Source organism: Solimonas variicoloris DSM 15731 (genome assembly GCF_000382285.1).
Lineage (GTDB): Bacteria > Pseudomonadota > Gammaproteobacteria > Nevskiales > Nevskiaceae > Solimonas > Solimonas variicoloris.
In genome coordinates this window covers 1-26,535 of record NZ_KB907936.1, presented here as the reverse complement: position 1 = coordinate 26,535, position 26,535 = coordinate 1, and the positions used below count along the sequence as shown (strand labels likewise).

Genomic DNA, 26,535 nt, shown 5'->3' with positions numbered 1-26,535 from the left:
GCAGCCCTCATCAGGCGGCGGCGATTCTAGGTCCGCCGCTTCGATAACTCCAATGAATCGTTTTTATGCAGTCCATTCCACAATAGAATGCGAAGGTCCCGCCGCCCGGAGCCCCGATGGAAACCCAGTTCCTCGCCGCCTTCGTCGAAGTCGCCGACGGCGGCTCGTTCACCCAGGCCGCCGCAAGCCTGCATCTGTCGCAGCCGGCGATCAGCAAGCGCATCACCGCGCTCGAGGCGCAGATCGGCCACGCGCTGTTCGACCGCGTCGGCCGCCGCGTCACCCTGACCGACGCCGGCCGCACCCTGCTGCCGTACGCGAAAAAGACCCTGCAGGACATCGAGGACGGCAAGCGCGCGCTGTCGAAGCTGCACGAGGAAGTCGGCGGCCGCCTGTCGATCGGCACCAGCCATCACATCGGCCTGCACCGTCTGCCGCCGGTGCTGCGCGCCTACACGCAGCAGTATCCGAACGTCGATCTCGACATTCACTTCATGGATTCGGAAGTCGCCTGCGAGGCGGTGCTGGCCGGCAAACTGGAACTCGGCATCGTCACCTTGCCGACCGTGCCGCTGCCGCAGCTCGAACAGCGCGTCATCTGGCCGGATCCGCTGGTCGTCGTCATCGCCGCCGGCCACCCGCTGCTCGGCCGCCGCCGCGTACCGCTCGCCGAGCTCGCGGCGCTGCCCGCGGTGTTCCCGGACGAGCAGACCTACACGCGGCGCATCGCCACCCGCGAGCTCGAACGCCACGGCCTGAAGCCGCGCATCCGCCTGTCGACCAATTATCTGGAGACGCTGAAGATGCTGGTCGGCATCGGCCTCGGCTGGAGTGTGCTGCCGGAGTCGATGATCGACGACACGATCCGGCCGCTGCCGATTCCGGAGCTGAAGATGCACCGCGAACTCGGCGTCGTCTGGCACGAGCGACGCACCGTGTCCGGCGCCGCCCAGGCGCTGCTGCGCGAGCTGGCCGCGGCCTGAGCGCGCGCCGCCGCGTGATACCGGCGGCCGGAGTTGATAGCATCGCGCCTCAATCGTTCCTCCAATCGCCGCCGGCCCGACCTTGATCGCCCGTCTCCGCCGCAACTGCCTGATGCTCTGGCTCGCGCTCGCCGCGATGCTGGGCCACGGCCTGCTGCCGCAGGGCTTCATGCTCGGCCGCGACGCCGCCGCACCCGACCGCTACGGCCTGATCTTCTGCAGCGGCGGCGAAGCACAAGCCGTGCGCGGCAGCGGCCACGGCCTGCCCGATGGCGGCGCGACGATCGAACTCGGCCAGGCCTGCGCGTTCGCGATGGCGGCGATGGCGGCCCTGCCGCCGCCGCTCGCCGCCGCCCTCGACGTGCCGGCCCGCACGCTGCCGACGCCGCCGCCGACGCCCCTCGATCGGCCGGCCACGCCCTACCGGCGTCCGCACGCCACCGGCCCTCCCGCTCTCGCCTGAAGCCCGCCTCCGCCACCGGCATCGCCGGCGGTGCGTCTTGTCCGCTTCCCAGGGAGAGTCTTCATGTCGTACGCACGCGCGGCGCTGGCCGCGTTCGGTTTCACCATGTCCGCGCTGCCCGCGGCCGCACTGGCGCAGCACGCCGCCACCACACCCACCATTGCGCCGGCAGCATCGGATACCGAGGCGCGGCGCGCCGAACTGCTGCGCCAGCGCGAAGCCATCGAGCGCGAACTGCGCACGCTGGACACGACGCCTAGCGCCCATGCCGAGCCCGCCGCGGCGGCTGAAGTCCCGGCGCGCGGCGACGGCATCGAAACCGTCGTCGTCACCGGTCACAGCAGCGATCCCGCGCCGGCGCAGAGCGCGACGACGCTGACGCGCGAAGACTTCGCGCACGTGCCGGCGCTGAACATCGCCGAAGTGCTAACGATGAGCCCGGGCGTCAGCTTCCAGCCCGGTAACGGCCCGCGCGATGTGTCGATCTCGGTGCGCGGTTCGAACAACCGCCAGACCTATGGCGTACGCAACATCAAGGTCTTCGAGGACGGCTTCGACGTCACCCAGCCGGACGGACTGGCGCGCACCGACCTCAGCGATCCGCATGCCTACGGCGCGATCGACGTGGTGCGCGGCCCCTCGTCGGCCTGGTTCGGCAATTACGCGACCGGCGGCGCGATCGACTTCCGCAGCCGCCGCGGCCGCGAGATCGGCGGCGGCGAAGCCGGTCTCGACGCCGGCAGCTACGGCACGCTCAACGTCTACGCGCTCGCCGGCGACCGCCTCGACGCGCTCGACTACGCGGCCTTCGTCAGCAATGTGCGCGGCCGTTCGGCGACCGCGCACACCGACTATCTGACGACGACGGCCAACCTCTCCGCCGTCTGGCAGGCGACCGCCCGCGATCGCCTGGTCTTCAAGTTCATCGACAACGAACTCGACGCCGACCTCTCGCTGCGCCTGTCGCTGGAACAGTACCGGCTCAATCCGTACCAGCGCGGCTGCGGCGAGCTCGCGGCGGACGGCTGCGCGTCGGTGAATCTGCTCGTCAACGGCTACACCGGCGCGCGCCAGGCGACGAGCGCGGCCGCCGCCGGCCTCGGCCGCCACGACCGTCGCACGATCGCCGGCGCCCGCTGGGAACACGCCTTCGACGCACGCACCGAGTGGCGGACGCAGCTGGTCTTCGACAACCGCGACATCAAGCAGCCGACCAGCGCGCAGTCGTACGACGGCACCTATCCGTCGTTCAATCTGCGCAGCGATCTGACGCGCCGCCACCCGCTGTTCGGCGCCGACGCCGAAACCGCCGGCGGCCTGTTCTACAACTACGAGGAACTCAACTCCACCGTCTACAACGTGACGCCGGACGGCCACGCCACGCGCGGCGGCCTGACGCAGTCGGTCAACGGCCATCATCTCAACGCCGGCCTGCGCCTGCGCGAGCAGATCCGCTTCGACGCGCACTGGAGTCTGGTGACCGGCATCGGCGGCGAGTACACGCAGATCGAAGGGCTCAGCACCAGCTACCGCTACGCCGCCGACGCCACGCCGACGCTGCAGCGCATCGACGCGCGGCGCGAGTTCCATAACCTCGCGCCGGAACTGGCGCTGCAGTACGCGCCGGACGAGGCGTGGACGCTGCACGCGCGCCTCGCCGCCGGCTACGGCACGCCGCAGCTCGGCAATCTGTTCGTGACGCCGGCCGGCGTCGCCGGCAACAACACCAGGCTCGATTCGCAGCGCAACTACGGCCTCGATCTCGGCGCCGAATGGCGGCTCGGCGAGATGCTGCGCCTCAGCCTGTCCGGCTTCTATGAATTGTTCCGCGACGAGCTGGTCTCGCAGTCGGCCGGCGTCAGCCTGCAGAGCTACACCTTCAACGCGCCGCGTTCCGAGCACCGCGGCGTCGAGCTGGGCCTGCACGCGCAGCCGCTGCCGCGGGCGCTGCCGGGCCTGTACCTGAGCGCCGCGTATACCTACGACGACCAGATCTACCGCGACTACGACGAGCGGCTCAGCGCCGGCAGCTACAGCAAGGTGTTCAAGCGCGACGGCAAGAAGATTCCCGGCATCCAGCCGCAGGTGCTCAGTGCGCGGCTCGGCTACGAACAGCAGCTCGGCGCGCTGCAGGGCCTCGGCGCGTATCTGGAATACCACTGGCGCGACGACTTCTACCTCGACAACGCCAACCTGCTGAAGGCCCCGGGCTACGAGCTCGCGAACCTGAACCTGCACTACGACCGGCCGGGCGCCGGCGGCGGTGCCTCGCGCTTCGGCCTGTACCTCGCCGTGCAGAACCTGTTCGACAAGACCTACATCGGCTCGGCCGGCAATCTGTCGAACAGCCTCAATGCGGCGACCGGCGAACAGAACGGCGCCGACCTGCTATCGCTGGCCGGCGGCTCGATCTACGCCGGCACGCCGCGCACCTACTACGGCGGCATTCGCGTGCGTTTCTGATGGAGGCCTCGGCAATGGCAAGCGGTGAATCGACAGCGCCGCGCCGCGCGGCGGCGCAGCGCACGATCTGGCGCTGGCATTTCTATGCCGGACTGTTCTGCCTGCCGTTCGTGCTATGGCTGGGGGCGACCGGCGCGATCTACCTGTTCAAGCCGCAGATCGAGGCCCGCCTCGAACGCGGCTACGAGAACCTGCCGGTCGACGGTGCATCGGCTGCGCCGCACGAACAGGTCGCCGCGGCGCTGGCCGCGGTGCCGGGCGCGACGCTGAACGCCTACGAACTGCCGCGCACGCCGCAATCCGCGGTGCGCGTGCTGGTCGGCCGCGGCAGCGAGCTGACGCGCGTCTACGTGCATCCGCAGACCGCGCAGGTGCTCGGTGCGATTCGCGAGGAGGACCGTTTCATGCGCCAGGTCTTCCGCCTGCACGGCGAGCTGATGCTCGGGCCGCGCGGCTCCTGGCTCGTCGAGCTGGCAGCGTGCTGGGCGATCGTCATGCTCGCGACCGGCCTGTACCTGTGGTGGCCACGCTCGGCGCGCGGACTCGCCGGCGTCGTCTATCCGCGGCTCGGCGCCGGCGGCCGCACGTTCTGGCGCGATCTGCACGCCGTCACCGGCCTGTGGGTCTCGGCCTTCGCGCTGTTCCTGCTGCTCAGCGGCCTGCCGTGGGCGAACTTCTGGGGCGGCTACCTCAAGGCGCTGCGCACGCTCGGCGACGGCGCCGTGGTCGAGCAGGACTGGACCACGAGCCGTGCCGAGGAGCGCGCGCGCCACCTCGCCGCCAACACGCCGCCGGCCGGCCATGAAGGCCACGCGATGGCGGCGTCCGGCCCGCAGGCGCTGCCCGGCACGGCGGGGACGGCCTACGTCGAGCTCGATCGCCTGGTCGCGCCGGTCGCTGCACTGCGGCTCGCGCCGCCGGTGCTGATCGCGCCACCGTCGCGGGCCGCAGCGTCGTGGACGGCGCGCTCGGACGCGGCGAACCGTCCGCAGCGCGTCAACCTGACGCTCGACGGCGAGCGCGGCACGATCGTGCGGCGCGTCGACTTCCGCGAGCGGCCGCTGCTCGACCGCATCGTCGGCACCGGCGTCGCCGCGCACGAAGGCCAGCTGTTCGGCTGGCCGAACCAGCTGCTCGGCCTGCTCACCGCGCTCGGCCTCGCGACACTGTGCGTCAGCGCCGCGACCCTGTGGTGGCGACGCCGGCCGGCCGGCGTGCTCGGCGCGCCGCCGCCATCCGGCGCGCGCGTCGCGCCGAGCCTGATCGCGCTGGCGCTGATTTTCGCGCTGCTGTTCCCCCTGCTCGGCGCCTCGATGCTCGCCGTCTGGCTGCTCGAAGCGCTGCTGCTGCGACGGCTCGGCGCGACGCGCCGCTTCATGGGTCTCGCCGACGCCCGATGAGCGCGATCCGCCGCCATCGTCCGCTGGCGCTGCTGCTCGCGCTGACAGCGCTGCTCGGCCAGCTGCTGCTGCCGCAGCTCTACAGCGGACTGCGTGCCGAGCGGCTCGCCGAGCCGCGTCTCTACGCCTTCTGCGGCGTGGATCGGGCCACGCCGGACGCTCGGGCGCGTGCGCCGCGCGGCGCCGCGCCGGCGCCGGCGCATGACGGCGGCTGCGCCTGGTGCGGCGTCCTGCATGCCGTCCACCACGCCACGCCGACGCTCGCGGCCTTCCATCTGCCGACGCAGCGCCCGCCGCGCCGCGGGGTCGTGCCGCTCGCGCGCGCTCCGGCGGTCCGGCTCGTGCACCTGCCGCAACTGCGCGGACCACCGCTTTCGTTCTGAACCCGCCGTCACCGAGCGACACCCGCGCGCCGCATCCTGCGCCGCGCCTCGCGTCCACCCGACGCCACGCTGCATCCAGAGAACGAAACATGTCACTGCATCATTCCGAACCGGCGACCCCGCGCCGCCACCTGATCGCCCTCGCCGCCTCGCTGTTCGCCGCACCGGCGTTCGCCCAGACCGCCGCAGCGCCGGCGGCCACCGCGACCGAACTGCCGGCCGTCGCCGTCGAGTCCGCCGCCCAGGCGCTGCGCGACGCACCGCTGGCGAGCGCCACGCTGACGGCGGCCGAACTCGAACGCCAGCGCTCGCGCAGCAGCGACGTCGCCGAACTGCTGCAGGGCCTGCCCGGCGTCAGCGCCTACGGCGGCGGCGGCGTGGCCAGCCTGCCGGCGCTGCACGGCCTGGCCGACGACCGCGTCAAAGTCGTCGTCGACGGCCTGCCGATCGACAACGCCTGTCCCAATCACATGAACCCGCCGCTGTCGTACAGCGATCCGCAGACACTGAGCCGCGTGCAGGTCATCGCCGGCATCACGCCGGTCAGCCTCGGCGGCGACAGCCTCGGCGGCACGATCGTCGTCGACAGCGCCGAACCGCGCTTCGCCGCCGCCGGCGCGACGCTGTTCGACGGCTCGCTGAACAGCTTCTATCGCAACAACGGCGACGCCTTCGGCGGCGCGCTCGCCGCGACGCTGGCCAGCGAGCGCTACCACCTCGGCTACAGCGGCTCCGGCACGCGTGCGCGCCACTACGACGGCGGCGGCGACGACGGCGTCGTGCGCTCGACCGAATACGAGAAATACGATCAGACGCTGAAGCTGGCGACGCAGAACACGCTCGGCCTGTTCGAGCTGGCCGGCAATCTGCAGCACTCGCCGTACGAGGGCTTTCCGAACCAGTACATGGACATGACGTTCAACCGCTCGGCGCAGGGCAGCGCGCGCTACCGCGGCGTGTTCGACTGGGGCGATGTCGAGGCGCGCGGCTACTACCGCGACACCGAGCACAAGATGAACTTCCTCGACGACAAGGGCGGCACCGCCAGCGGCGGCATGCCGATGGACACCCGCGTGCGCGGCGCCGGCTACCTCGTCAAGGCCGATGTGCTGCTCGACGGCGGCGACACGCTGCGCATCGGCAACGAACTGCAGCGCCAGAGCCTCAACGATTACTGGCCGCCGGTCGCCGGCAGCATGATGATGGGCCCGGACACCTACATCAACGTCAACGGCGGACACCGCACCCGGCTCGGCACCTTCGCCGAATGGGAGGCGCGCTGGAACGAGCGCTGGTCGACGCTCGCCGGCGTGCGCAACGACACGGTCTGGATGAATACCGGCGACGTGCAGCCGTACGCGACGACCGGCATGATGAATGCCGCCGACATCGCCGCGGCCGCTGCGTTCAACGCCGCCGATCACAAGAAGACCGACACCAACTTCGACGCGACCCTGCTGGTCCGCTACCAGGCCTCGGCGGCGACCGCGCTCGAATTCGGCTACGCGCACAAGACGCGCTCGCCGAACCTCTACGAGCGCTACGCCTGGGGCCGCGGCTCGATGTCGAGCCGCATGATCGGCTGGTACGGCGACGGCAACGGCTACGTCGGCAATCTCGATCTCGATCCGGAAGTCGCCGACACCGTCAGCGCGACCCTGCGCCACAGCGGCGGCCTCGCGCAGCCGTGGACCGTCAGCGTCACGCCGTACTACAGCCTCGTGCACGACTACATCGACGCCGACAAGCTCGCCGACCTGTCGAACGGCTTCGTGCAGCTGCAGTTCGCCAACCACGATGCCGAGCTGTACGGGCTCGATCTCGCCGGCGCGCTGCAGCTCTGGGACACGCCGGCCGCCGGCCGCACTCAGCTCAAGGCCACCGCATCCTGGGGCCGCGGCCGCAACCAGGACGACGGCGGTTCGCTCTACCACCAGATGCCGCTCAACGGCCGGCTCGCGCTGCTGCACGCGCTCGGCGGCTGGGACAGCCAGATCGAGCTGGTGCTGGTCGACGCCAAGACGCGCGTCGATGCGACGCGCCAGGAGCCGGAGACCGGCGGCTACGCGCTGCTCAACCTCGGCACGCGCTATCGCTGGCAGCGCTACCACGTCGACTTCGGCGTCGACAACGTCCTCGACCGCGCCTACGCCGCGCCGCTCGGCGGCCAGTCGATCGGCGACTTCAAGGCGACCGGCGAGCTGCGCCCGGTGCCGGGCCGCGGCCGCTCGCTGAATCTCGGCCTGGGGCTGAGCTTCTGATGCAGGCCGCGCCGCGCGCCGCGGACGATCGCGAGGCCGGCGTGCCCCGCGATCCGCGGCGCGCGCGCCGGCTCGCCGGCGCCGGCCTCACCGCGCTGCTGCATCTCGCGGTGATCGCCGCCCTGCTGCGCGCCGGACCGTCGCCGCCACCGGCGGCGGCACCCGGCGCGGTCAGCGTGCGCCTGCTGCCCGCGCTCGCCGCGCCGCTGCCGCCTCCGCCGACGGCCCGTCCCGAACCCCGAACCGCGACCCCAATGCCCCGCGCGGCGCTGCGCGCGCCAGCCGTGAAACCGGCCGCGACCCTTGCGCACGCAGCCCCGGCGCCTTCCGCAGCGGCCTCGACCGCCGCCGCGCCGGACCTCACGCCCTCGGCATCGCCGCCCGCGTCCGACGCCACGGCAGCCGCCGATCCGCACGCTGTGGCAGCGGTCGACGATGCCCGCATTGCCGCGGCCTACGTCCAGGCCCTGTGGACGCAGATCGCCGCGGCCCGGCCGAGCGGCACGGCCCTGCACGGCGAAGCGCTGGTCGGCTTCTCGCTCGATGCCGACGGCCGGCTCGTCGCACTCGAACTGCTGCAGTCGAGCGGCAACGGCCTGCTCGACCGTCTGGCGCTGCGCACGGTGCGCCGCGCCGCGCCGTTCCCGCCGCCGCCGGCCGCCGCCGGCCGCGAGTTCCGCATCGCCTTTCATTTCGGCTGAGAACGCCCGCGGCGCTGCCAGAGCAGCGCCAGCGCACTGCCAATGTCAGCAGCCAACTGGCAGTCCGCGCCGCCGATGACTGCCACGCGAAAGCTCAACAAACTGATTCGAAAGCGCTTTGCGGATTACCGCCGGCTGGCCCGCATTTTGTTGCGCCGAGCGCAGGCCCGCTGCTGACGCTCGCCATGCGCCTTTCCTCCATCGTCCTGTCCGCATCCCTCGCGTTGCTGGCGTTCGGCGCCGGCGCCGAACCGCCGACCCCCTCTGCCGCCGCTGCCGAAACACCGGCGGCCGCAGCGCAGGCGATCGCCACGCGTTTCCAGCAAACGCTCGGCGCCCGCCTGCAGGCGGCGATGGCCGACGGCGGCCCGGTCAATGCCGTACGCGTCTGCCGCGACGAGGCGCCGGCGATCGCCGCCCGCCTGTCGCGTGAAAGCGGCTGGCAGGTGCGCCGCATCGGCACGCGCGTGCGCAATCCGCTGACCGGCGTCGCCGACGCCTGGGAGCAGACCCAGCTAGCCGACTTCGACCGCCGGCTCGCCGCCCACGCCGCGCCGGATGCGCTGACCACCTACGCCGAGCTCGACGAACCGGCCGGCCGCTATCAGCGCTACATGAAGGCGATCGTCGTCGCGCCGCTGTGCCTGACCTGCCATGGCGAAGTGGACACACAGCCGCCGGCGCTGCGCGCCGCGCTGCAGGCGGACTATCCGTACGACGCCGCCGTCGGCTACCGGCTCGGCGAGCTGCGCGGCGCCTTCTCGCTGAAGCGGCGCGCGCCATGAGTCAGCAACGGCGTCGCGCCGCCCTGCCCTGGGTGTTCGCGCTGATCATGGGCGCCGGCATGACCGCCGTCATCAGCGGCGTGCTCAACGCCGTCAACGGCGGCGACCTGCGCCACTGGCTGCTCAACTGGCTGCTGGCCTGGAGTCTGGCGGTGCCGACCATCGTCTGGCTCGCGCCGCGGGCGCAGCGCCTCGCCGCCCGTATCGTCCTGCCGCCGACGTCCGGAGGTTCCCGATGAGCGCCACCGATTACCGCTACCACCTGCCCGACCTGCATTGCGAATCCTGCGAGCGCGCCGTGCGCCGGCGTCTGGCGCGCGAGCCGCAGGTCGAAAGCGTCGACGTCGATCTGGCCGGTCGACAGATCGTCGTCCACGGCCGCGCGCCGGGCCTCGACGCCGCGCTGCGCGCGGCGCTGCAGTCCGCCGGCTTCCAGCCGCAGCCGGGAGCGCCGGGCGATGCGTGAGTTCTGGGATCAGCGCTACGCCGCGCCCGAATACGCCTACGGCACCACGCCGAACCGCTTCCTCACCACCGCCGCGGCGGCGCTGCCGGCGCATGCCGACGTGCTGCTGCCCGGCGACGGCGAAGGCCGCAACGGCGTGTGGCTGGCGCAGCAGGGCCATCGCGTGCTGTCGGTCGACCAGTCGCAGACCGGCCTCGACAAGGCGCGACGCCTCGCCGAGCAACAGGGCGTGACGATCGACACGCTGTGCGCGGACCTCGCCAGCTGGCAGCCGCCGCCGGCCGCGTTCGACGCGCTGGTGCTGATCTTCCTGCATCTGCCGCCGGCACAGCGCCACGACATCCACCGCCGCCTGCTCGGCGCGCTGCGCCCGGGCGGCCGCCTGATCCTCGAAGGCTTCGAGCGCGGCCACTTCGGACTGCCGGGCGGCGGCCCGCGCGACATCGACTGGCTGTTCACCACCGAGGACCTGCGCCGCGACTTCGGCGGCCTCGAGGACCTGCGCATCGAACCGGTCGAGACGGTGCTCGACGAAGGGCCGTTCCACCACGGCGCGGCGCGCGTGATCCGCTGCACCGGGCGCGTGCCGGCGGCGCGTTAGCCCAGCGCGGCTAGCCTTCGCCGATGTCCTCGTTCCACACCTCGGGCTGCGCGCGAATGTAGTCCGCCAGCAGCTGCGCGCATTCCGGCGAGTCGAGGTCGATGACCTCGACGCCGTTGGCGCGCAGCCAGTCGACGCCGCCGCTGAAGTTGCGCGATTCGCCGACGACGACCGTGCCGATGCGGAACTGGCGGACCAGACCGCAGCAGTACCAGCACGGCGCCAGCGTCGTGACCATGATCTTGTCGCGATAGCTGCGCTGCCGCCCGGCCTTGCGGAAGGCGTCGGTTTCCGCGTGCACCGACGGATCGCCCTCCTGGACGCGGCGATTGTGCCCGGCGCCGAGCAGGCGGCCGTCGCGCGTGAAGATCGCCGCGCCGATCGGCACGCCGCCCTCGGCGAGGCCCTGCCGCGCTTCGGCCAGCGCGACGCGCAGCATCGCCTGATAGTCCGGCTGTTGCGTCGATGTCATCGTCTGCTCCCGATCGTCTTCATCCCGAGCCTTGCCTTCGCGCGCGCCGAACCGCGTGCGCGCCCCGCGTTCAGCCGAACTGCCGCCGGAAGCGCGACAGGCCGCTGGCGACGATCAGCACGCCGAGACCGGCGATGCCGAGCACCGACGGCCAGATCACGTCGAGACCGGCGCCCTTGAGCAGGATCGCGTAGCCGGCATCCGAGTAGTAGTACAGCGGCGAGATGTGCACGAGCATGCGCACCGCCGGCGGCATCGCCTCCGGCGGCGTCCACACGCCGGACAGGAACATCATCGGCGCGAGCACGAGAATACCGAGCATCGCCGCCTGCGCGAGATTGCGCGTCAGCGTCGCGATCAGCAGACCGAGCCCCGACAGCGTGACGATGTAAAGCGTCGTCACCAGCGCGAACAGCAGCAGGCTGCCGCGGATCGGCACATCGAACAGCGGCTCCAGCACCAGCAGCAGCGAGGCCGAGATGCCGATGTGGATCATGATCACCATCGCGATCACCTTCGGCGCGGTGATCTGCAGCGCCGACAGCGGCGAGACCAGCAGCTGCTCGATCGTGCCGCGCTCCTTCTCGCGCACCATCAGCGCCGCGGTCAGCAGGATCGCGAACGCGGTGACGACGTTGAGCATCTCGGAAATGCCCATGAACCAGGCATCCTCCTGGTTCGGGTTGAACCAGACGCGCACGCGGTTCTCGACCTGCGGCAGCTCGGCGGCCGCTGCCTCGCTGATGCCCTGCCGGCGCAGCGCCTGCTCCAGGCCGAACTGCGTGATGATCTGCGTCGCGTCGGCGTAGCCGAGCGTCGCCAGCGCGGTATTGGTGGCGTCGATCTGCAGCTGCACCGGCGCCGTGCGGCCGGCGGCGAGATCGCGCGAGAAGCCCGGCGGCACTGACAGCACCATCAGCGCCTGGCCGCGATCGAGCAGCTTCTGGCCCTCGCCGTCGCGTTCGAGCGGCGCCAGCGGCACGAACTGCGGCGGCTGCAGCCGGCCCGCCAGCTCGCGCGACGCGGCGCTGCGGTCGAGATCGAAGACGGCGACGGCAGCGGACTTGAGCTGCAGGGTGACGCCGGAGGCGGCGTTGTAGACGTCGAAGGTGAAGCCGTAAAAGATCACGAACAGCAGCACCGGGTCGCGCAGCAGCAGCAGCAGCTCCTTGCGCGTCATCGCCGCCAGGCGACGCAGCCAGATGCCCAGGCCCGGCCGGCGCAGTGCCGCGTTCATGTCGCGGTCCGCTTGTGGAACAGGCGATAGCCGGCGGCGAACAGCACGGTCGCGTACAGCGCCAGCGCCAGCACGTCCGGCCACAGCTCGCCGAGATTGACGTCCTTGAGGAAGCTGCCGACGGTGATGTTGGCAAAGTACATGCCGGGCAGCAGATGCGCGATCACGGTCGCCACGCTCGACAGGCTGGAGATCGGAATCAGGATGCCCGAGTACAGCACCGCCGGCACGATGGTCAGGATCGCGGTGCCGAGCATCGCCGCGACCTGCGTGCGCACGGCGACCGACACCAGCAGGCCGATGCCGGTCGTGCAGATCACGTAGAGCAGCGCGGTCAGCGCGAAGAACAGCGCATTGCCCTTGAACGGCGCGCCGAACACGAAGCAGGCCAGCACCCACAGGATCAGGACGTTGAGGAAGGAAATGCCGACGTAGGGCGCCAGCTTGCCGACCAGGAACTCGCCGCGCGTGACCGTCGACGAATAGATGTTGAAGATCGAACCGCTCTCCTTCTCGCGCACGATGCCGAGCGCGGTGAGGAACGGCGGCGAGATCATCATGATCGCCATCAGCAGCTTCGGCGCGATCGACCAGACGCTCTTGACGCTCTGGTTGTAGAGGTAGCGGACTTCGACCGGCACCGGCTGCAACGCCGCGGCAGCGTCCTCGACCGACACGCCGCGCACCTGGGCGATCGCCGTCGCCAGCACGCCGGCGCTGAACGAGGCATTGATCGCGGTGATGTAGCCTTTGCTGGTCAGCGAGCGAAACGGGAACGTGCCGTCGACCAGCGTCTGCACCTCGGCCGGGCGCCCGGACAGTAGACGCTGCGCGAAGTGCTCGGGAATGACGACGACGGCGCGCACCTGGCCGCGCATCAGCAGCGCGTCGGCCTCGCGCAGATCGCTCAGCTGGCCCTTGAAGTCGAAGTAGCGCGAATCGCTGAAGCGGTGCGCGTACTCGCGCGACAGTGCGCTGCGGTCGTAGTCGACGACCGCCAGCGGCACGTTCTCGACGTCGAGCGACAGGCCGAAACCGAACAGCAGCGTCAGCGTCGCCGGCACCACGAAGGCGAGCGCGAAGAACAGGCGGTCGCGCACGATCTCGCGCCACTCCTTGACCACGATCGCGGCGATTCTTTGCAGGTTCATGCGGCTTGGGCGGCCTTGCGGTCCGCCGCCTCCAGGGCAGTGACGCGATGGACGAAGACGTCCTCCATGCTCAGGCTACGGCGCTGTGCGCGCGCCGGGCCGAGTCCGGCGGCGTCGAGCCAGGCCGGCAGCTGCGCCAGATCGCGCTCGGGCTGCGGCGTCAGCACGTGCAGCTGCGCACCGTAGACCCAGCAGTACGCATAGCCGCGCTGTTCGAGCAGCGCGCGCGCCGCCTCCGGTTTGGCGCAGTCGAGCGCCAGCAGCACGCCGGACTCGCGCTCGACGGCGGCCTTCATGCCGGCCGGGCTGTCGGCGGCGACGACGCGGCCCGCATACATCAGCGCCAGGCGATCGCAGCGCTCGGCTTCGAGCATGTAGTGCGTGGTCAGCAGGATCGCCACGCCGTCGTTGCGCGCCAGCTGCTGCAGCGTGGTCCAGAACGCGCGGCGGCCGATCGGGTCGACGCCGGAGGTCGGCTCGTCGAGGAACAGCACGCGCGGCTCGTGCACCAGCGCGCAGCCGAGCGCGAGGCGCTGGCGTAGACCGAGCGGCAGACGCGCGGCGCGCTCACCGCGCCAGGCGCGCAGCTCGGCGCTGTCGAGCACCCAGTCGAGCCGCGCGCCGATGCGGCGGCGGTCGACGCCGTAGATGTCGCCGTAGAGGCGCACGTTCTCCTCGACGGTGAGGTCGAGATACAGCGAGAACGCCTGCGACATGTAGCCGATGCGTTCCTTGATCGCGAAGCCGGCGCTGCGCATGTCGGCGCCGGCGACGCGGCCGCGGCCGGCGCTCGGCTGCAGGATGCCGGTCAGCATCTTGATGACCGTGCTCTTGCCGGCACCGTTGGCGCCGAGCAGGCCGAAGATCTCGCCCGGATGGACGTCGAAGCTGACTGCGTCGACGGCGCGGAACGCGCCGAAGTCGCGCGTCAACGCCTCGCAGACGATCGCCGGCTCGCCGCTTTCGCCGGAGGCCGGCTTGAGCACCGCCGGCGGCGGCAGCGTGGCGATGCCGCGCTGGCGCGCCAGCGCGATGAAGCTGTCCTCGAGATCCGGCGCGTCGTACTCGGCGCGCGCGCCGGGCACCGCGGCCAGCAGCGGACCGAGGCCGGCGCGCGCCGTCTCGCGCGTACCGTCGATGAAGATGCGGATCTGCGCGCCGAGCCGATCGACCTGCGGATAGCGCCCGCCGAGCGCCTGCAGCAGCGCGGCGCCGTCCGGTGCCTGAACGCTCGCCATCGTGCCGCCGACCTGATCGCGCACGTCCTCCGGCGTGCCCTGCGCGAGCAGCTGGCCGCCGAACATCAGGCCGATGCGGTGGAAGCTGCTGGCCTCGTCCATGTAGGCGGTCGACACCAGCGCGGTGATGCCGCGCTCGCGCAGCAGGCGGCCGAGGATCGCCCAGAAATCGCGCCGCGAGACCGGATCGACACCGGTGGTCGGCTCGTCGAGCAGCACCAGCTGCGGCTCGTGGATCAGCGTGCAGACCAGGCCGAGCTTCTGCTTCATGCCGCCCGACAGATGCTTCATCGCGCGATCGCGGAAACGTTCGAGACGCGTGATCGCCAGCAGCTCGGCCTTGCGCCGCTCGGCCTCGGCTTTCGGCACCAGGCGCAGCTGCGCGAAGAAATCGATGTTCTCGTCGATCGACAGCTCGGCGTAGAGGTTCTGGCCGAGTCCCTGCGGCATCAGGCCGATGCGGTCCTTGATACGCTCGGCGTCGGCATCGCCGGCCAGCGACTGGCCGAACACCGACAGCTCGCCTTCCTCGAAGCTGAGCACGCCGGCGGCGGCCTTGATCAGGCTGCTCTTGCCGGCGCCGTCCGGGCCGATCAGGCCGAACAGCTCGCCGCGTCCGACGCTGAGGTCGATGCCGCTGACCGCGCTGCGGCCGCGATAGCGCTTGCCGAAGCCGCGCGCGACGATGGCCGGTGCGTCTACCAATGCGGCCGCTTCCATTCGACGCCGTCCTTCCAGCGGATCACCGCGTCGGCCGGCAGGCCGGGTCCGAGCCGGTGCTCCGGATTGGCGTCGAGATACAGCTTGACGGCGTAGGTCAGCTTGACGCGCTCGTCGGTCGTCTGCACTTCCTTGGGCGTGAACTCGGCGCGCGAGGCGATGTAGCCGAGCTTGGCCGCGAACGGCTGATCCGGCAGCGCGTCGGTATAGATCTGCGCCGGCAGGCCGAGGCGCAGGCGGCCGATCGACGACTCCGGCACGTAGGCTTTCAGATACAGGCGATCGAGATCGACGATCTCGAGCAGCGGTCCGCCGGCGCCGACGACCTCGCCGCGATCGCGGATGCGCGTGGTGACGACGCCGGCGCCCGGCGCGCGAATCGTCAGATCGTCGACCACGCTCTGCGCCTCGGCCAGCGCGGCGCGCGCCTGGCCAAGCTGCGCTTCGAGCGCGCGCACCTGATCCTCCTGCGCGCGTACCCGCTGCGGACCGAGACGGGCCTCATCGGCGACGCGCGCGCCGCGCTGCTGCGCGGCCTCGGCGGCGGCGGCATCGGCCTCGGCGGCGACCGCCGCCAGCCGCGCCAGCTCGGCGCGCTGCGCCGGCGCGGTGCCGCGCTGCGCGAGTTCTTCGAGGCGCTGCGCGTCGCGGCGGTTCTGTTCGGCCGCGGCCCTGGCCTTGGCGAGCGTCGCCCGCGCCTGGCGCACCGCCGCGTCGGCCTGCGCGATCTGCAGCGGCACCTGCTCACGCAGTGCCTGCAGTCCGGTCTGCGCGGCCTGGTGCTGCGCCTCGAGCGCGGCGACCGCGGCCTGCGCCTGACCGAGCTTGGCGCGCAGCTGCGCGTCCTCCAGCTGCGCGAGCACCTGACCGGCGGCGACCGTATCGCCCTCGCGGACCTTGAGCTCGGCGATGCGGCCCGGCAGCTTGGTGGCGACCACCACGGTGTCGCCTTCGAGGCGGCCGTTGGCGAGCAGCAGGCCTTCGGGCATCGACGGGCCCGAGAAGAACAGCCGCCAGACGACGACGGCGCCGATCACCAGCGCGGCCGCGATCATCGCGTACAGCGGCAGGTGCTGGCGGAGGCCGAGCTTCTGGGTCAGAGCGGAAGCGTCCATGGAGCGTCTCGTGAGATCTAAAGCGTGCCGACCGCGCGCCGCAGGCGCAGGCCGGCGAGCACGTTGTCGTAGGTGGCGTCGTAGTAGCCGGTCTGCGTCTTCACGCGCAGCGCTTCGGCGTCCAGCACTTCGGTATTGGTGCCGAGGCCCGAGGTGTAGCGGTCGCGCGCGACGCGCAGATTCTCCTCGGCCTGCTCGCGCGCCTGCGTGGCGACCGCGACGCGGCTCCAGGTTTCGTCGAGCTGCAGCCATTCCTGCTGCACCTGCAGGCGCACCAGCGATTCGGCATCGCGGCGCATCGCGTCGGCGGCGGCGGCCTGGCGGCCGTAGGCGCGCGACTTGGCGCCGCTCAGGCCGCCGTCGAACAGCTTCCACGACAGCGACACGCCGCCGGCCCAGAAGGTGTCGTCGACCAGCTGATCGTTGCGCCAGCTGTAGCGTCCGCCGAACAGACCGACCGTCGGCCACTGCTCGGCGCGCACGCTGGCGGCCTGTTCGCGCAGCGCGTCGACCTGATGGCCGAGCGCCTGCAGCTCGCTGCGCTGCGCGACGGCCTGCGTGCGCAGCTCGGCCAGCGCGCCGGACGACGGTGCCGGCGCCAGCTCGTCGAGTGCGACCGGCGCATCGAACGGCCGGCCGAGCAGGCGGTTGTAGGCGGCGCAGGCCAGCTCGTTGGCGTTGCGGGCGCGCAGCTCGTCCTGCCGGGCGTTGGCCAGCGCGACTTCGGCGGCCAGGCGGTCGTTGCGCGCGACGAAGCCCTTGTCGAACAGATTGCGCGCGTCGGCGACGTGCTCCGTCAGCGTCGCCACGCTGCTGGCGGCGAGTTCCTGCAGATGCCGGCTGCGCAGCACGTTGACGTAGGCCTGCGCGACTTTCAGCTTGAGGTCTTCCTCGCTGCCGCGCAGCTGGGCGCCGGCGCCGTCGTGCGCCGCCTCGGCGGCGCGGATGCCGTGCGTGATGCGGCCGCTGGTGAAGACCGGCACGCTGAGCTGCAGGCCGTAAGCCGTCGACTCACGATCGGCGAGCGCCATCTGCAGCGGCGGCATCTGCAGTACCGCCGGCAGCTCGACCTCCACCTGCGGCGCCTGATCCAGACGCAGGTACGCACCGTCGAAGGCCAGCGACGGCAGCCGCGTCGCCTTGGCGGCCGACAACTGCTCGCGCGCCGCCGCGGTCTGCTCGCGAGCCGCCTGCAGCGCCGCATCCTGCTGTCCGGCGATCGCAAACGCCTCATCGAGCGTTTCGGCATGAGCCGGAACGCTCGCGGCGACGGACAGGCAGAACACGAGGGGTCGTAGACGCAAAGGAAGAAACGTCACGGGGACTGGCCTTTCGACGACGGAACGTGATGGTCGACATCTTAGCGGCTCTATCGCGATGCAGCATTGATGTTCGTCAAACCGCCTCGCCGCGCTCACCGCCGATCGCATGCACAACGCTGACGCGAAACACCGTTTTACGGCGCTGCGATGGACATCGTGCGCCTGCGCCGTACACTGACGCGCGCCCGCTCCCACTCACGCCTGCCCGCAGACTTCGATGAATCCGTCCACCCAGCTGATCGAACGCTATTACGCCGCCTTCAACGCCGCCGAATGGGAAACCTTCTTCGGCCTGCTGACCGAGGACGTCGCGCACGACATCAACCAGGGCGCACGCGAATCCGGCAAGGCCGCGTTCCGCGACTTCATCGCGCGCATGAACCGCAGCTATCGCGAGCAGATCGTCGACATCGTCATCATGAGCAACGCCGACGGCAGCCGCGCCGCGGCCGAGTACGTGGTGCTGGGCACCTATCTGGCGACCGACGAAGGCCTGCCCGAAGCGCACGGCCAGACCTACCGCCTGCCCGGCGGCGCGTTCTTCGACATCCGCGACGGCAAGGTCGCGCGGGTGACGAACTACTACAACCTCGAAGACTGGCTCCGCCAGGTCGGCGCGTGAACGACGCCGCGGCCCTGCGCATCGAAACGCTGCGCGGCGCGCAGATCGCGACGCAGCTCGATGCGCTCGCCGAGCTGCGCATCGCCGTGTTCCGCGACTGGCCGTACCTCTACGAGGGCAGCGCCGACTACGAGCGGCACTATCTGCAGATGTACCTCGATTGCCCGCGCAGTCTCGCGATCCTGGTCTGGGATGGCGCGCGCTGCGTCGGCGCTTCGACCGTGCTGCCGCTGGTCGACGCGCCGCGCGAACTGCAGCTGCCGTTCCTCGACGCCGGACTGGCGCTGGCACCGATCGACTACTTCGGCGAATCGGTGCTGCTGCGCGCGTATCGCGGCCGCGGCCTCGGCGTGCAATTCTTCGAATTGCGCGAACGGCACGCGCGCGAGCTGGGCCTGTCGGTCTGCGCGTTCTGCTCGGTCGAGCGCCGTGACGACGACCCGCGCCAGCCGCCCGGCTACGTACCGAATGACGCGTTCTGGCACAAGCGCGGCTACCGCAAGGAACCGGGCCTGCGCGCGACGCTGTCCTGGCCCGATCTCGGCGAGGCGGCTTCGACCGACAAGCCGATGACCTTCTGGATGCGCAAGCTGGAGGCCGTCCGATGAAGCTCGCCGTCGCACAGTATCCGGTGTCCGAGCCGCGCCGCTGGGATGAGGTCGAAACGCAGCTCGGGCGCTGGGTCGCCGAGGCGGCGCAGGCCGGCGCGCAGCTGCTGCTGTTCCCCGAGTACGCGTCGATGAGCCTGGCCGCGCTGTTCGACGCCGCCACGCGTGCCGATCTGGCGCGGCAGGTCACGGCGCTGCAGGCACTGCGCGACGACTATCTCGACCTGCACCGGCGGCTGGCGCAGCAGCACGGCGTCTATCTGCTCGCCGGCAGCTTTCCGTGGCAGCTGTCGCTGGACTGCACCGTCAACCGCGCCTGGCTTTGCGCGCCGGACGGCCGCGCCGCCTTCCAGGACAAGCAGATCATGACGCGCTTCGAGCGCGAGGTCTGGGACATCTCGGCGGCGCCGGACAGCGGCCTCAAGGTCTTCCGCACGGCGCTCGGCGTGCTGGCCGTCGATATCTGCTACGACAGCGAATTCCCGCTGCTGGCGCGCGCCCAGTGCGAAGCCGGCGCCGAGCTGATCCTGGTACCGAGCTGCACCGACACCGCGGCCGGCTACTGGCGCGTGCGCGTCGGCAGTCAGGCGCGCGCGCTGGAGAACCAGTGCTACGTCGCGCAGGCGCCGCTGGTCGGCGAGGCGCCGTGGTCGGCGGCGATCGACGTCAACGTCGGCCGCGCCGGCGTGTTCGGTCCGCCGGATCGCGGCTTTCCGGATTCCGGCGTGATCGTCGAAGGCCAATGGAACGCGGCGGCCTGGGTCTACGCCGACGTCGACCTCGGCGCGGTGATGAAGGTGCGCAACGAAGGCCAGGTCTTCAATCACCGCCACTGGGCCGAACAGGGCGACATCAGCCTGCCGGCGGTCGACGTCGTCGACCTCTGAACCCGGCCGACGCCGCGGCTACGCGTCCGCCGCCGGCAGGCGCCGGTAGGCGACCCACCAGCCGATCGCCGCGACCAGGCCGGCCGCGAGGTACACCGTTTCCGGCGACTGCGCCTGCCACAGATAGCCGGCCGACAGGCTGCCGACCGAGCCGCCGATGCCGTAGGCGGCAGCGTTGTAGATCGCCTGCCCGCGGCCCTGCAGCGCACCCGGAAACAGGCGCTGCACGTAGTGCATCGCCACCGCGTGATAGCTCGCGAAACTCAGGGCGTGGCTGATCTGCAGCGCGATCAGCAGCGGCCAGGCATCGACGCACAGCGCCGTCAGCGACCAGCGCAGCGCCGTCGCCGCCAGCGCCAGGACCATCAGCCGCCGCGCGCCGACTCGCGCGATCAGGCGTCCGGCGTAGACGAACATCACGATCTCGGCGATCACCGCCAGCGACCACAGCAGACCGGCGACGCTGCGCGCGTAGCCGTGGCGGTCGAGGAACAGCGTGAAGAAGTTGTAGTACGGCGCGAAGCTCAGCTGCGAGCAGAAGCAGACCACCAGCAGCGCGAGCACGCCGGGCTGGCGCAGCGCCGCCAGCAGCGAGGCCGGTGCGCCGGCGGCGGCGGCGCGCAGCGGCGGCGGCTCCGGCACCAGCCAGCTCGACAGCGCCATGCCGAGCCAGAACAGACCGACCAGCCACGGCAGCCACAGCATGCCGACGCGATCGAGCAGCAGGCCGAGACCGAGCACGGTGACGATGAAGCCGACCGAGCCCCACAGCCGCACGCGCGCGTAGTCGCCGCCGCGCGCCGCGGTGTGACTGAGCGCGACGACCTCGAACTGCGGCAGCAGCGCGTGCCAGAACAGCGTGTAGGCGACCATCACGGCGCCGACCCAGAACACGCCGGGCACGAACGGAATCGTCAGGAACGACAGCAGCGCGGCGAGGCTCGCGGCGCGGATCAGGCCGACGCGCTTGCCGCGATGGTCGGCGTACCAGCCCCAGGCCAGCGGCACGAAGGTGCGCATGCCGCCCATCAGCGCATAGGCGATGCCCATCTGCGCCGCCGAGAAACCGCGCGCCGCCAGGTACGGCGACCAGTACGGCATGAAGGCGCCGACCGTCGCGTAGTAGAAAAAGTAGAAGCTCGACAGCCGCCACGCCAGACGGTCGACGCCCGCTCGGGGCTGCGTCATCGGCTCAGGCCATCCGCTCGGCGCGGCAGGTTCGCGCGCCGCCGGCGCCGCGCGCCCGGCGCGGACAGCGGCCGGCGCTCATCCGTGGCGCGCGCCGGGAATGCGCGGCGTCGGCGGCACCACGTCGGCGTTCTGCGCGCGCTGGCGCAGCGCGTGGTCGATCAGCACCAGCGCCAGCATCGCCTCGGCGACCGGTGTCGCGCGCAGGCCGACGCAGGGATCGTGGCGGCCGGTCGTGCGCATCTCGGTCGCCTGCCCGGCTTCGTCGATGCTCAGGCCCGGCGTCGTGATGCTCGACGTCGGCTTGATCGCGTAGCGTGCGTAGACGGTCTGGCCAGTCGAGATGCCGCCGGTGATGCCGCCCGAGTGATTGCCGAGAAAGCCGTCCGGCGTCAGCTCGTCGCGATGCTCGGTGCCGCGCATTCGCGCGACCGCCATGCCGTCGCCGATCTCGACGCCCTTGACGGCGTTGATCGACATCAGCGCGTAGGCGATCTCGGCGTCGAGGCGGTCGAACACCGGCTCGCCGAAGCCCGGCGGCACGTTCGTCGCTTCGACGTAAAGCCTGGCGCCGATCGAGTCGCCTTCGCTGCGCAGGCGGTCGATCAGCGCTTCGAGTTCCGGCACGCGGGCCGGGTCGGCGCAGAAGAACGGGTTCTGCGTCACCGCATCCCAGTCGAGCTGCGCGCAATGAATGTCACCGACCTGCTCGACACAGCCGCGGATCCGGATGTCGTACTTCTCGCGCAGCCACTTGCGCGCGATCGCGCCGGCGGCGACGCGCACGGCGGTCTCGCGCGCGCTCGAACGGCCGCCGCCGCGATGATCGCGGATGCCGTACTTCTGCACATAGGCGTAGTCGGCGTGGTTCGGCCGGAACACCTGCTTGATCTTCTCGTAGTCGTACGAGCGCTGGTCGGTGTTGCGGATCAGCAGCGCGATCGGCGTGCCGGTGGTCCGGCCCTCGAACACGCCCGAGAGAATCTCGACCTGATCGGCTTCCTTGCGCTGCGTGACGTACTTCGACGTGCCCGGCTTGCGCCGGTCCAGCTCCGGCTGGATATCGGCCTCGGACAGTTCCAGCCCCGGCGGACAGCCGTCGACCACGCAGCCGATGCCGGCGCCGTGCGACTCGCCGAAGCTGGTGACGCAGAAGAGTTTCCCGAACGTGTTTCCCGACATCGTAAGCTCAGTTCCTAGCGATCGTCCGCGGCCGGACGGCATTGCCCGATGAAGCCCGGCCCGTGCGCCTCACAGGTTCGCGACCAAATCGGCGCGCGAGATGATGAAGACGCCGTCGCCACCGCGCTCGAACTCGACCCAGGTGACCGGCAGCTTCGGCCAGCGTGCCTCGAACTCGGCGACGCTGCCGCCGACCTCGCAGACCAGCCAGCCTTCGTTGGTCAGATGGCGCGCGGCACTGTCGAGGATGCGCGCGACGATATCCATGCCGTCGGCACCGGCGGCCAGCGCCATTTTCGGCTCGTGCCGGTACTCGGTGGCGAGCGCCTTCCACTCGGCATTCGGCACGTACGGCGGATTGGTGACGATGAGGTCGTAGACCTCGTTGACGAGCCCGTCGAAGACGTCCGACTTGATGACGCGGACCTGGTTGCCCATCGCATGGCGGGCGACGTTGCGGCGCGCCACGGCGAGCGCCTTGGCGCTGATGTCGGCGAGATCGACCTGCGCGTCCGGAAAGGCCGCGGCACAGGCGATGCCGATGCAGCCGCTGCCGGTGCACAGATCGAGCACGCGCACCGGCGCCTGCGTCAGCCACGGCGCGAAGTGGCGTTCGATCAGCTCGCCGATCGGCGAACGCGGAATCAGCACGTTCTCGTCGACCTCGAAGTCCAGGCCACAGAACTCGATGTGGCCGAGCAGATAGGCGGCCGGCTTGCGCGTGGTGATGCGCGCGCGCAGCAGCTTGAGCACGGCGGCGCGCTCGCGCGGCGTGACGTTGCTTTCGAGATAGAGCGCCGGCACGTCGGCCGGCAGCGGCAGCGCGTGCAGGACCAGATGGAAGGCTTCGTCGAGCGCATTGTCGGTGCCGTGGCCGAAGCTCAGGCCGGCTTCGATGAAGCGACTGGCGCCCCAGCGCACGAGGTCGCGGACGGTGACGAGGCTGGCCGTATCGTCGGCGTGGACGGATCGGGAAGAGCGTGGCATGGCCGCAGACGTCGTGGCGAACGAGGGCGCGAATTATGCGGTGCCGCGGTCCATACCGACAAACCGGCGCACGGCGGACCGCGGCGCCTGTGGAATAATGACGCTTCCCGCGCCGCCTCCGCCGCCATGCCCTCGAACCACGCCACGCCCCGCAGTCTGCTGTTCGTCATTTTCGGCGCCGGCGCGCTGGCCGTCGGCCTGCTCGCGGCGATCTGGCTGCAGAAGCCGGCGACGGTCGCCCTGCAGTCGGGCACCCTGCTGCAGCAGCCGCGCGCGCTGGCCGAGTTCAGCGCCACCGACCAGGACGGCCGGCCGTTCACGCGCGACAGCCTCACCGGCCACTGGACGCTGATCTTTCCCGGCTTCACGTCCTGCCCCGACGTCTGCCCGACCACGCTGGCGATGCTCAAGAACGTGGTCGCGCAGCTGGGCCCCGACGCCGCGTCGCTGCGCGTGGTGTTCCTGTCGGTCGACCCGGAACGCGATACGCCGCAACGCCTCAAGCAGTACGTGCAGTATTTCGATCCGGGCTTCACCGCCGCGGTGACGCCGGAGCCGGGGCTGCAGCGCCTCGCGCAAATGCTCGGCGTGGCCTACGCCAAGGTGCCGGGCGCGACGCCGGAGGCCTACACGATGGACCACTCGGCGGCGCTGATCCTGATCGACCCGCAGGCGCGCATCGCCGGCTACATGACGCCGCCGTTCGACGCCGCCCGACTCGCCGCCGACCTGCGCGCCGTGGCGGCGCGCTGACCAGCCCTTCTTCCTCCTCTGTCCCGACGCCCCATGACCCAGGCGAGCCCCGACGCGCCCACCGATGCCCGCTTCACCGACCGCGCCTTCGTGCTGCTGCAGCTGTGCCTGCCGACGCGCTGGCTGTCGCAGCTGGTGTTCCGGCTGACGCAGATCCGCAACCCCGGCTTCAAGAACGCGCTGATCCGCCTGTTCCTGCGCGGCTACACGATCGATCTGTCGGAAGCCGAGTTCAGCCGCATCGAGAACTACAACAGCTTCAACCACTTCTTCACGCGCGCGCTCAAACCCGGCGCACGGCCGATGCCGGCCGACCCGCAGGCCTTCGTCAGCCCGGTCGACGGCACCGTCAGCCAGTTCGGCACGATCGGCGAAGACCGCCTGATCCAGGCCAAGGGCCATGCCTACAGCCTCTACGACCTGCTGCCGGGTGACGCCGATGCCAAGGCCTTCGTCGGCGGCGAGTTCTGCACGATCTATCTGGCGCCGTACAACTATCACCGCATCCACATGCCGATCGACGGTCGCCTCGCGCACTGGACCTACGTGCCGGGCCGCCTGTTCAGCGTCAACGCCGCGACGGCGCGCGCGCTGCCGAACCTGTTCACCCGCAACGAGCGCCTCAACGCCCGCTTCGACACGCCGGCCGGACCGGTCGCACTGTCGATGGTCGGCGCGCTGTTCGTCGGTTCGCTGGAGACGGTCTGGGCCGGCCGCGTGACGCCGCCGCACCTGCGCCGCCGCGACAGCGAGCAGTACGCGCCGATGAGTCCGGTGACGCTGGCACGCGGTGCGGAGATGGGCCGCTTCAACATGGGCTCGACCGTCATCCTGCTGGCGCCGCCCGGCGGCATCGAATGGAAGGCCGGACTTGCGCCCGGGCAGCCGGTGCGACTCGGCGACACGCTCGGCCGCTGGCGGCCGCGCGCCGCTTGAAGCGCGATCGCCGCTGTTCGAGACGGCGCGAACTTCCGCTCGCGCCGGCGCTCTAAAGCGGCGTACGTATCCACCGACAGGCAGCCTCCCTCCCGCATGAACGCTCTGCTGCGATCGCCCCTGGCGCGCCGGATGCTGCCGCTCTTCGTCGCCGCCACGGTCCTGGTCAGCGGCCAGGCCGCGGCGGTCTCGACCTCGGCGCTCGATCTGCCGCAACTCGGCGAGCCGGCCGACAACACCCTGTCGCCGGCCCAGGAGAAGGCGCTCGGCGCCCGCGTCACCGCCGAGCTGTACCGTGAGAACTACACGATCGAAGACCCGGAGCTGATCGACTACATCAACGCGGTCGGCTACCAGCTCGCCGGCGCCAGCAGCACGCAACCGCCGCCGCTGACGGTTTTCATCGTTCAGGATCCACGCATCAACGCCTTCGCGCTGCCCGGCGGCTACATGGGCATCAACGCCGGCACGCTGCTCGCGGCCAACAGCGAAAGCGAACTCGCCGGCGTCATGGGCCACGAGCTCGCGCACATCACGCAGCGCCATATCGCGCGCACCGTCGAGGACACCGAAGTCGGCACGATCGCCACCTGGCTCGCGGTGATCGCCGCGATCATCGCCGGCTCGGCGAACCCGGACGTGGTGATGGGCGCGCTGGCGATCGGCCAGGGTATCAACTACCAGCGCCAGGTCAGCTACACCCGCGCCCACGAGCAGGAGGCCGACCGCATCGGCATCCAGACCATGGCCGCGGCCGGTTTCGATCCGAACGGCATGGCCAGCTTCTTCGGCAAGCTGCAGCAGCAGTCGCGCCTGTACGGCAACGGCATTCCCGAGATCCTGCTGACGCACCCGCTCAGCACCAATCGCATGGCCGAAGCCACGGCGCGCGCCGCCGAGCTGCCGAAGGTCCGCCACGAGGATTCGACCGAATTCGCGCTGATGCGCGCACGGGCACGCGTGCTGTCGTCGGACCGCACCAGCGAGGCGCTCGACTACTTCGCCAGCCAGCTGAAGTCGGGCCGCGACAGCGCCGAGAATCGCTACGGCCTGGCTTACGCGCAGCTGCTGCAGAGCCAGGTGCCGGCCGCCATGGACACGCTGCAACCGCTGCTCGAGCGCTATCCGCGCCAGGCCAACATCCAGTTGCTGAACGCCGCGCTGCTCGCGCAGAACAGCCGCCGCGACGTCGCGCTGGCCGCCTACGAGCGCGTGCTGCAGATGTATCCGCGCTACGCGCCGGCCGTGCTCGGCTACGCCGAAGCGCTGATGAACGCCGGCCAGCCGGACGCCGCGCGCCAGTATTTGGTCGGCCCTGAACAACCCGCCCGCCCCTTACCCGGCGCGGGCTGAGCACCCTTGAGGCCTTGCCGAATCCTCCAGTTTCCAGTGCAATCGCATTCACTTTCTGGAAGATTTGGAGCGCAGGTTTTCAATGACCACCCCGGACTTTTTCCGCGCCCGGCTGGATGCGATGATCGATCTGCGTCACCCGCTCGCGGTATTGGCAACCCGCATGCCGTGGGCCGAGATCGAATCGGCGCTGGCGCCGTGCTTTGCCCGTCAGGACCGGCAGGGACGCCCGATCGAAGGCCTGGATCTGTTCGGCCC

The 26,535-nt window shown here is 70.9% G+C and carries 26 protein-coding genes and 1 pseudogene; 18 read left to right on the top strand and 9 right to left on the bottom strand.

Annotation, left to right across the window (positions count from 1 at the left end; translation table 11 throughout):
• Nucleotides 1-116 precede the first annotated feature (116 nt).
• From H149_RS0113395 to H149_RS0113345, 11 genes are all read left to right on the top strand, one after another.
• Nucleotides 117-983 carry a LysR family transcriptional regulator gene (locus tag H149_RS0113395; RefSeq protein WP_020650277.1) on the top strand — a complete coding sequence of 289 codons (867 nt, stop codon included), beginning with the start codon at nucleotides 117-119 and terminating at the stop codon, nucleotides 981-983.
• Nucleotides 984-1,065: 82 nt separating this feature from the next.
• Nucleotides 1,066-1,446, top strand: a complete 381-nt coding sequence (locus H149_RS0113390; RefSeq protein ID WP_020650276.1) for a hypothetical protein — start codon at nucleotides 1,066-1,068, stop codon at nucleotides 1,444-1,446.
• Nucleotides 1,447-1,509: 63 nt separating this feature from the next.
• Nucleotides 1,510-3,909 carry a TonB-dependent receptor family protein gene (locus H149_RS0113385; RefSeq protein WP_020650275.1) on the top strand — a complete coding sequence of 800 codons (2,400 nt, stop codon included), beginning with the start codon at nucleotides 1,510-1,512 and terminating at the stop codon, nucleotides 3,907-3,909.
• A gap of 14 nt (nucleotides 3,910-3,923) precedes the next feature.
• Nucleotides 3,924-5,309 (top strand): PepSY-associated TM helix domain-containing protein, encoded by a 1,386-nt coding sequence (locus tag H149_RS0113380; protein ID WP_020650274.1) that lies wholly within the window; start codon nucleotides 3,924-3,926, stop codon nucleotides 5,307-5,309.
• Nucleotides 5,306-5,692 carry a DUF2946 family protein gene (locus H149_RS0113375; RefSeq protein WP_020650273.1) on the top strand — a complete coding sequence of 129 codons (387 nt, stop codon included), beginning with the start codon at nucleotides 5,306-5,308 and terminating at the stop codon, nucleotides 5,690-5,692. Before H149_RS0113380 ends, H149_RS0113375 begins: the two co-directional genes overlap by 4 nt.
• A gap of 89 nt (nucleotides 5,693-5,781) precedes the next feature.
• Complete coding sequence (locus tag H149_RS0113370; protein WP_020650272.1) at nucleotides 5,782-7,953, top strand: TonB-dependent receptor; 2,172 nt, start codon at nucleotides 5,782-5,784, stop codon at nucleotides 7,951-7,953.
• Nucleotides 7,953-8,654, top strand: a complete 702-nt coding sequence (locus H149_RS23830) for an energy transducer TonB (RefSeq protein ID WP_020650271.1) — start codon at nucleotides 7,953-7,955, stop codon at nucleotides 8,652-8,654. The genes H149_RS0113370 and H149_RS23830 overlap by 1 nt, the downstream gene beginning before the upstream one ends.
• A 185-nt stretch (nucleotides 8,655-8,839) precedes the next feature.
• Nucleotides 8,840-9,439, top strand: coding sequence for a Tll0287-like domain-containing protein (locus H149_RS0113360; RefSeq protein WP_026353152.1), 600 nt, complete (start codon nucleotides 8,840-8,842; stop codon nucleotides 9,437-9,439).
• On the top strand, nucleotides 9,436-9,678 hold the full coding sequence (locus H149_RS0113355; RefSeq protein ID WP_020650269.1) for a DUF2798 domain-containing protein: 243 nt from the start codon (nucleotides 9,436-9,438) through the stop codon (nucleotides 9,676-9,678). The genes H149_RS0113360 and H149_RS0113355 overlap by 4 nt, the downstream gene beginning before the upstream one ends.
• Complete coding sequence (locus H149_RS0113350) at nucleotides 9,675-9,905, top strand: heavy-metal-associated domain-containing protein (RefSeq protein ID WP_020650268.1); 231 nt, start codon at nucleotides 9,675-9,677, stop codon at nucleotides 9,903-9,905. Before H149_RS0113355 ends, H149_RS0113350 begins: the two co-directional genes overlap by 4 nt.
• Complete coding sequence (locus H149_RS0113345) at nucleotides 9,898-10,506, top strand: SAM-dependent methyltransferase (RefSeq protein WP_020650267.1); 609 nt, start codon at nucleotides 9,898-9,900, stop codon at nucleotides 10,504-10,506. Before H149_RS0113350 ends, H149_RS0113345 begins: the two co-directional genes overlap by 8 nt.
• Before the next feature lie 10 nt (nucleotides 10,507-10,516).
• Here H149_RS0113345 and H149_RS0113340 read toward each other — a convergent pair whose 3' ends face one another.
• The 6 genes from H149_RS0113340 to H149_RS0113315 all read right to left on the bottom strand — a co-directional run bounded on the left by H149_RS0113340 (nucleotide 10,517) and on the right by H149_RS0113315 (nucleotide 17,725).
• Entirely contained in the window at nucleotides 10,517-10,978 is a 462-nt protein-coding gene (locus H149_RS0113340) for a nucleoside deaminase (RefSeq protein ID WP_020650266.1), read from the bottom strand.
• A 70-nt stretch (nucleotides 10,979-11,048) separates the two neighbouring features.
• Nucleotides 11,049-12,215, bottom strand: a complete 1,167-nt coding sequence (locus tag H149_RS0113335; RefSeq protein ID WP_020650265.1) for an ABC transporter permease — start codon at nucleotides 12,213-12,215, stop codon at nucleotides 11,049-11,051.
• Nucleotides 12,212-13,366, bottom strand: a complete 1,155-nt coding sequence (locus tag H149_RS0113330; RefSeq protein ID WP_020650264.1) for an ABC transporter permease — start codon at nucleotides 13,364-13,366, stop codon at nucleotides 12,212-12,214. The genes H149_RS0113335 and H149_RS0113330 overlap by 4 nt, the downstream gene beginning before the upstream one ends.
• The gene (locus tag H149_RS0113325; protein WP_020650263.1) at nucleotides 13,363-15,324 is read right to left on the bottom strand and encodes an ATP-binding cassette domain-containing protein; all 1,962 of its coding nucleotides are present in this window, start codon (nucleotides 15,322-15,324) and stop codon (nucleotides 13,363-13,365) included. The genes H149_RS0113330 and H149_RS0113325 overlap by 4 nt, the downstream gene beginning before the upstream one ends.
• A complete protein-coding gene (locus tag H149_RS0113320) occupies nucleotides 15,303-16,439 on the bottom strand; it encodes an HlyD family secretion protein (RefSeq protein WP_020650262.1) in 1,137 nt (378 codons plus the stop codon). The genes H149_RS0113325 and H149_RS0113320 overlap by 22 nt, the downstream gene beginning before the upstream one ends.
• A 17-nt stretch (nucleotides 16,440-16,456) precedes the next feature.
• Nucleotides 16,457-17,725, bottom strand: a complete 1,269-nt coding sequence (locus H149_RS0113315; protein WP_020650261.1) for a TolC family protein — start codon at nucleotides 17,723-17,725, stop codon at nucleotides 16,457-16,459.
• A gap of 253 nt (nucleotides 17,726-17,978) precedes the next feature.
• Here H149_RS0113315 and H149_RS0113310 point away from each other — a divergent pair, with 253 nt between their 5' ends.
• The 3 genes from H149_RS0113310 to H149_RS0113300 are packed head-to-tail and all read left to right on the top strand — an operon-like array spanning nucleotide 17,979 to nucleotide 19,878.
• Nucleotides 17,979-18,383, top strand: coding sequence for a ketosteroid isomerase-related protein (locus tag H149_RS0113310; RefSeq protein ID WP_020650260.1), 405 nt, complete (start codon nucleotides 17,979-17,981; stop codon nucleotides 18,381-18,383).
• Nucleotides 18,380-18,991 carry a GNAT family N-acetyltransferase gene (locus tag H149_RS0113305; RefSeq protein ID WP_020650259.1) on the top strand — a complete coding sequence of 204 codons (612 nt, stop codon included), beginning with the start codon at nucleotides 18,380-18,382 and terminating at the stop codon, nucleotides 18,989-18,991. The genes H149_RS0113310 and H149_RS0113305 overlap by 4 nt, the downstream gene beginning before the upstream one ends.
• Entirely contained in the window at nucleotides 18,988-19,878 is an 891-nt protein-coding gene (locus H149_RS0113300) for a carbon-nitrogen hydrolase family protein (protein WP_020650258.1), read from the top strand. Before H149_RS0113305 ends, H149_RS0113300 begins: the two co-directional genes overlap by 4 nt.
• An 18-nt stretch (nucleotides 19,879-19,896) precedes the next feature.
• On the opposite strand, the gene H149_RS0113295 is transcribed toward H149_RS0113300, so the two are convergent.
• From H149_RS0113295 to prmB, 3 genes are all read right to left on the bottom strand, one after another.
• On the bottom strand, nucleotides 19,897-21,066 hold the full coding sequence (locus tag H149_RS0113295) for an MFS transporter (RefSeq protein WP_020650257.1): 1,170 nt from the start codon (nucleotides 21,064-21,066) through the stop codon (nucleotides 19,897-19,899).
• A 78-nt stretch (nucleotides 21,067-21,144) separates the two neighbouring features.
• The gene (aroC, locus tag H149_RS0113290; RefSeq protein WP_020650256.1) at nucleotides 21,145-22,248 is read right to left on the bottom strand and encodes a chorismate synthase; all 1,104 of its coding nucleotides are present in this window, start codon (nucleotides 22,246-22,248) and stop codon (nucleotides 21,145-21,147) included.
• Between the two features lie 69 nt (nucleotides 22,249-22,317).
• Entirely contained in the window at nucleotides 22,318-23,235 is a 918-nt protein-coding gene (prmB, locus tag H149_RS0113285; protein WP_020650255.1) for a 50S ribosomal protein L3 N(5)-glutamine methyltransferase, read from the bottom strand.
• 126 nt (nucleotides 23,236-23,361) lie between these two features.
• Here prmB and H149_RS0113280 point away from each other — a divergent pair, with 126 nt between their 5' ends.
• From H149_RS0113280 to H149_RS23275, 4 genes and pseudogenes are all read left to right on the top strand, one after another.
• Entirely contained in the window at nucleotides 23,362-23,988 is a 627-nt protein-coding gene (locus H149_RS0113280; protein ID WP_020650254.1) for an SCO family protein, read from the top strand.
• Nucleotides 23,989-24,021: 33 nt separating this feature from the next.
• Complete coding sequence (asd, locus tag H149_RS0113275) at nucleotides 24,022-24,924, top strand: archaetidylserine decarboxylase (RefSeq protein ID WP_020650253.1); 903 nt, start codon at nucleotides 24,022-24,024, stop codon at nucleotides 24,922-24,924.
• A 132-nt stretch (nucleotides 24,925-25,056) separates the two neighbouring features.
• Nucleotides 25,057-26,277 carry a M48 family metalloprotease gene (locus tag H149_RS0113270; RefSeq protein ID WP_169518351.1) on the top strand — a complete coding sequence of 407 codons (1,221 nt, stop codon included), beginning with the start codon at nucleotides 25,057-25,059 and terminating at the stop codon, nucleotides 26,275-26,277.
• 82 nt (nucleotides 26,278-26,359) lie between these two features.
• Nucleotides 26,360-26,535 (top strand): annotated as a pseudogene (locus H149_RS23275) (IS5/IS1182 family transposase); the annotation flags it as partial.

What these genes read in the sequence shown, in the direction of transcription:
- H149_RS0113395 (WP_020650277.1), top strand. Translation starts at nt 117, where the DNA reads ATGGAAACCCAGTTCCTCGCCGCCTTCGTCGAAGTCGCCGACGGCGGC.
- H149_RS0113385 (WP_020650275.1), top strand. Translation starts at nt 1,510, where the DNA reads ATGTCGTACGCACGCGCGGCGCTGGCCGCGTTCGGTTTCACCATGTCC.
- H149_RS0113380 (WP_020650274.1), top strand. Translation starts at nt 3,924, where the DNA reads ATGGCAAGCGGTGAATCGACAGCGCCGCGCCGCGCGGCGGCGCAGCGC.
- H149_RS0113375 (WP_020650273.1), top strand. Translation starts at nt 5,306, where the DNA reads ATGAGCGCGATCCGCCGCCATCGTCCGCTGGCGCTGCTGCTCGCGCTG.
- H149_RS0113370 (WP_020650272.1), top strand. Translation starts at nt 5,782, where the DNA reads ATGTCACTGCATCATTCCGAACCGGCGACCCCGCGCCGCCACCTGATC.
- H149_RS23830 (WP_020650271.1), top strand. Translation starts at nt 7,953, where the DNA reads ATGCAGGCCGCGCCGCGCGCCGCGGACGATCGCGAGGCCGGCGTGCCC.
- H149_RS0113360 (WP_026353152.1), top strand. Translation starts at nt 8,840, where the DNA reads ATGCGCCTTTCCTCCATCGTCCTGTCCGCATCCCTCGCGTTGCTGGCG.
- H149_RS0113355 (WP_020650269.1), top strand. Translation starts at nt 9,436, where the DNA reads ATGAGTCAGCAACGGCGTCGCGCCGCCCTGCCCTGGGTGTTCGCGCTG.
- H149_RS0113350 (WP_020650268.1), top strand. Translation starts at nt 9,675, where the DNA reads ATGAGCGCCACCGATTACCGCTACCACCTGCCCGACCTGCATTGCGAA.
- H149_RS0113345 (WP_020650267.1), top strand. Translation starts at nt 9,898, where the DNA reads ATGCGTGAGTTCTGGGATCAGCGCTACGCCGCGCCCGAATACGCCTAC.
- H149_RS0113340 (WP_020650266.1), bottom strand. Translation starts at nt 10,978, where the DNA reads ATGACATCGACGCAACAGCCGGACTATCAGGCGATGCTGCGCGTCGCG.
- H149_RS0113335 (WP_020650265.1), bottom strand. Translation starts at nt 12,215, where the DNA reads ATGAACGCGGCACTGCGCCGGCCGGGCCTGGGCATCTGGCTGCGTCGC.
- H149_RS0113330 (WP_020650264.1), bottom strand. Translation starts at nt 13,366, where the DNA reads ATGAACCTGCAAAGAATCGCCGCGATCGTGGTCAAGGAGTGGCGCGAG.
- H149_RS0113325 (WP_020650263.1), bottom strand. Translation starts at nt 15,324, where the DNA reads ATGGAAGCGGCCGCATTGGTAGACGCACCGGCCATCGTCGCGCGCGGC.
- H149_RS0113320 (WP_020650262.1), bottom strand. Translation starts at nt 16,439, where the DNA reads ATGGACGCTTCCGCTCTGACCCAGAAGCTCGGCCTCCGCCAGCACCTG.
- H149_RS0113310 (WP_020650260.1), top strand. Translation starts at nt 17,979, where the DNA reads ATGAATCCGTCCACCCAGCTGATCGAACGCTATTACGCCGCCTTCAAC.
- H149_RS0113300 (WP_020650258.1), top strand. Translation starts at nt 18,988, where the DNA reads ATGAAGCTCGCCGTCGCACAGTATCCGGTGTCCGAGCCGCGCCGCTGG.
- H149_RS0113295 (WP_020650257.1), bottom strand. Translation starts at nt 21,066, where the DNA reads ATGACGCAGCCCCGAGCGGGCGTCGACCGTCTGGCGTGGCGGCTGTCG.
- aroC (WP_020650256.1), bottom strand. Translation starts at nt 22,248, where the DNA reads ATGTCGGGAAACACGTTCGGGAAACTCTTCTGCGTCACCAGCTTCGGC.
- prmB (WP_020650255.1), bottom strand. Translation starts at nt 23,235, where the DNA reads ATGCCACGCTCTTCCCGATCCGTCCACGCCGACGATACGGCCAGCCTC.
- H149_RS0113280 (WP_020650254.1), top strand. Translation starts at nt 23,362, where the DNA reads ATGCCCTCGAACCACGCCACGCCCCGCAGTCTGCTGTTCGTCATTTTC.
- asd (WP_020650253.1), top strand. Translation starts at nt 24,022, where the DNA reads ATGACCCAGGCGAGCCCCGACGCGCCCACCGATGCCCGCTTCACCGAC.
- H149_RS0113270 (WP_169518351.1), top strand. Translation starts at nt 25,057, where the DNA reads ATGCTGCCGCTCTTCGTCGCCGCCACGGTCCTGGTCAGCGGCCAGGCC.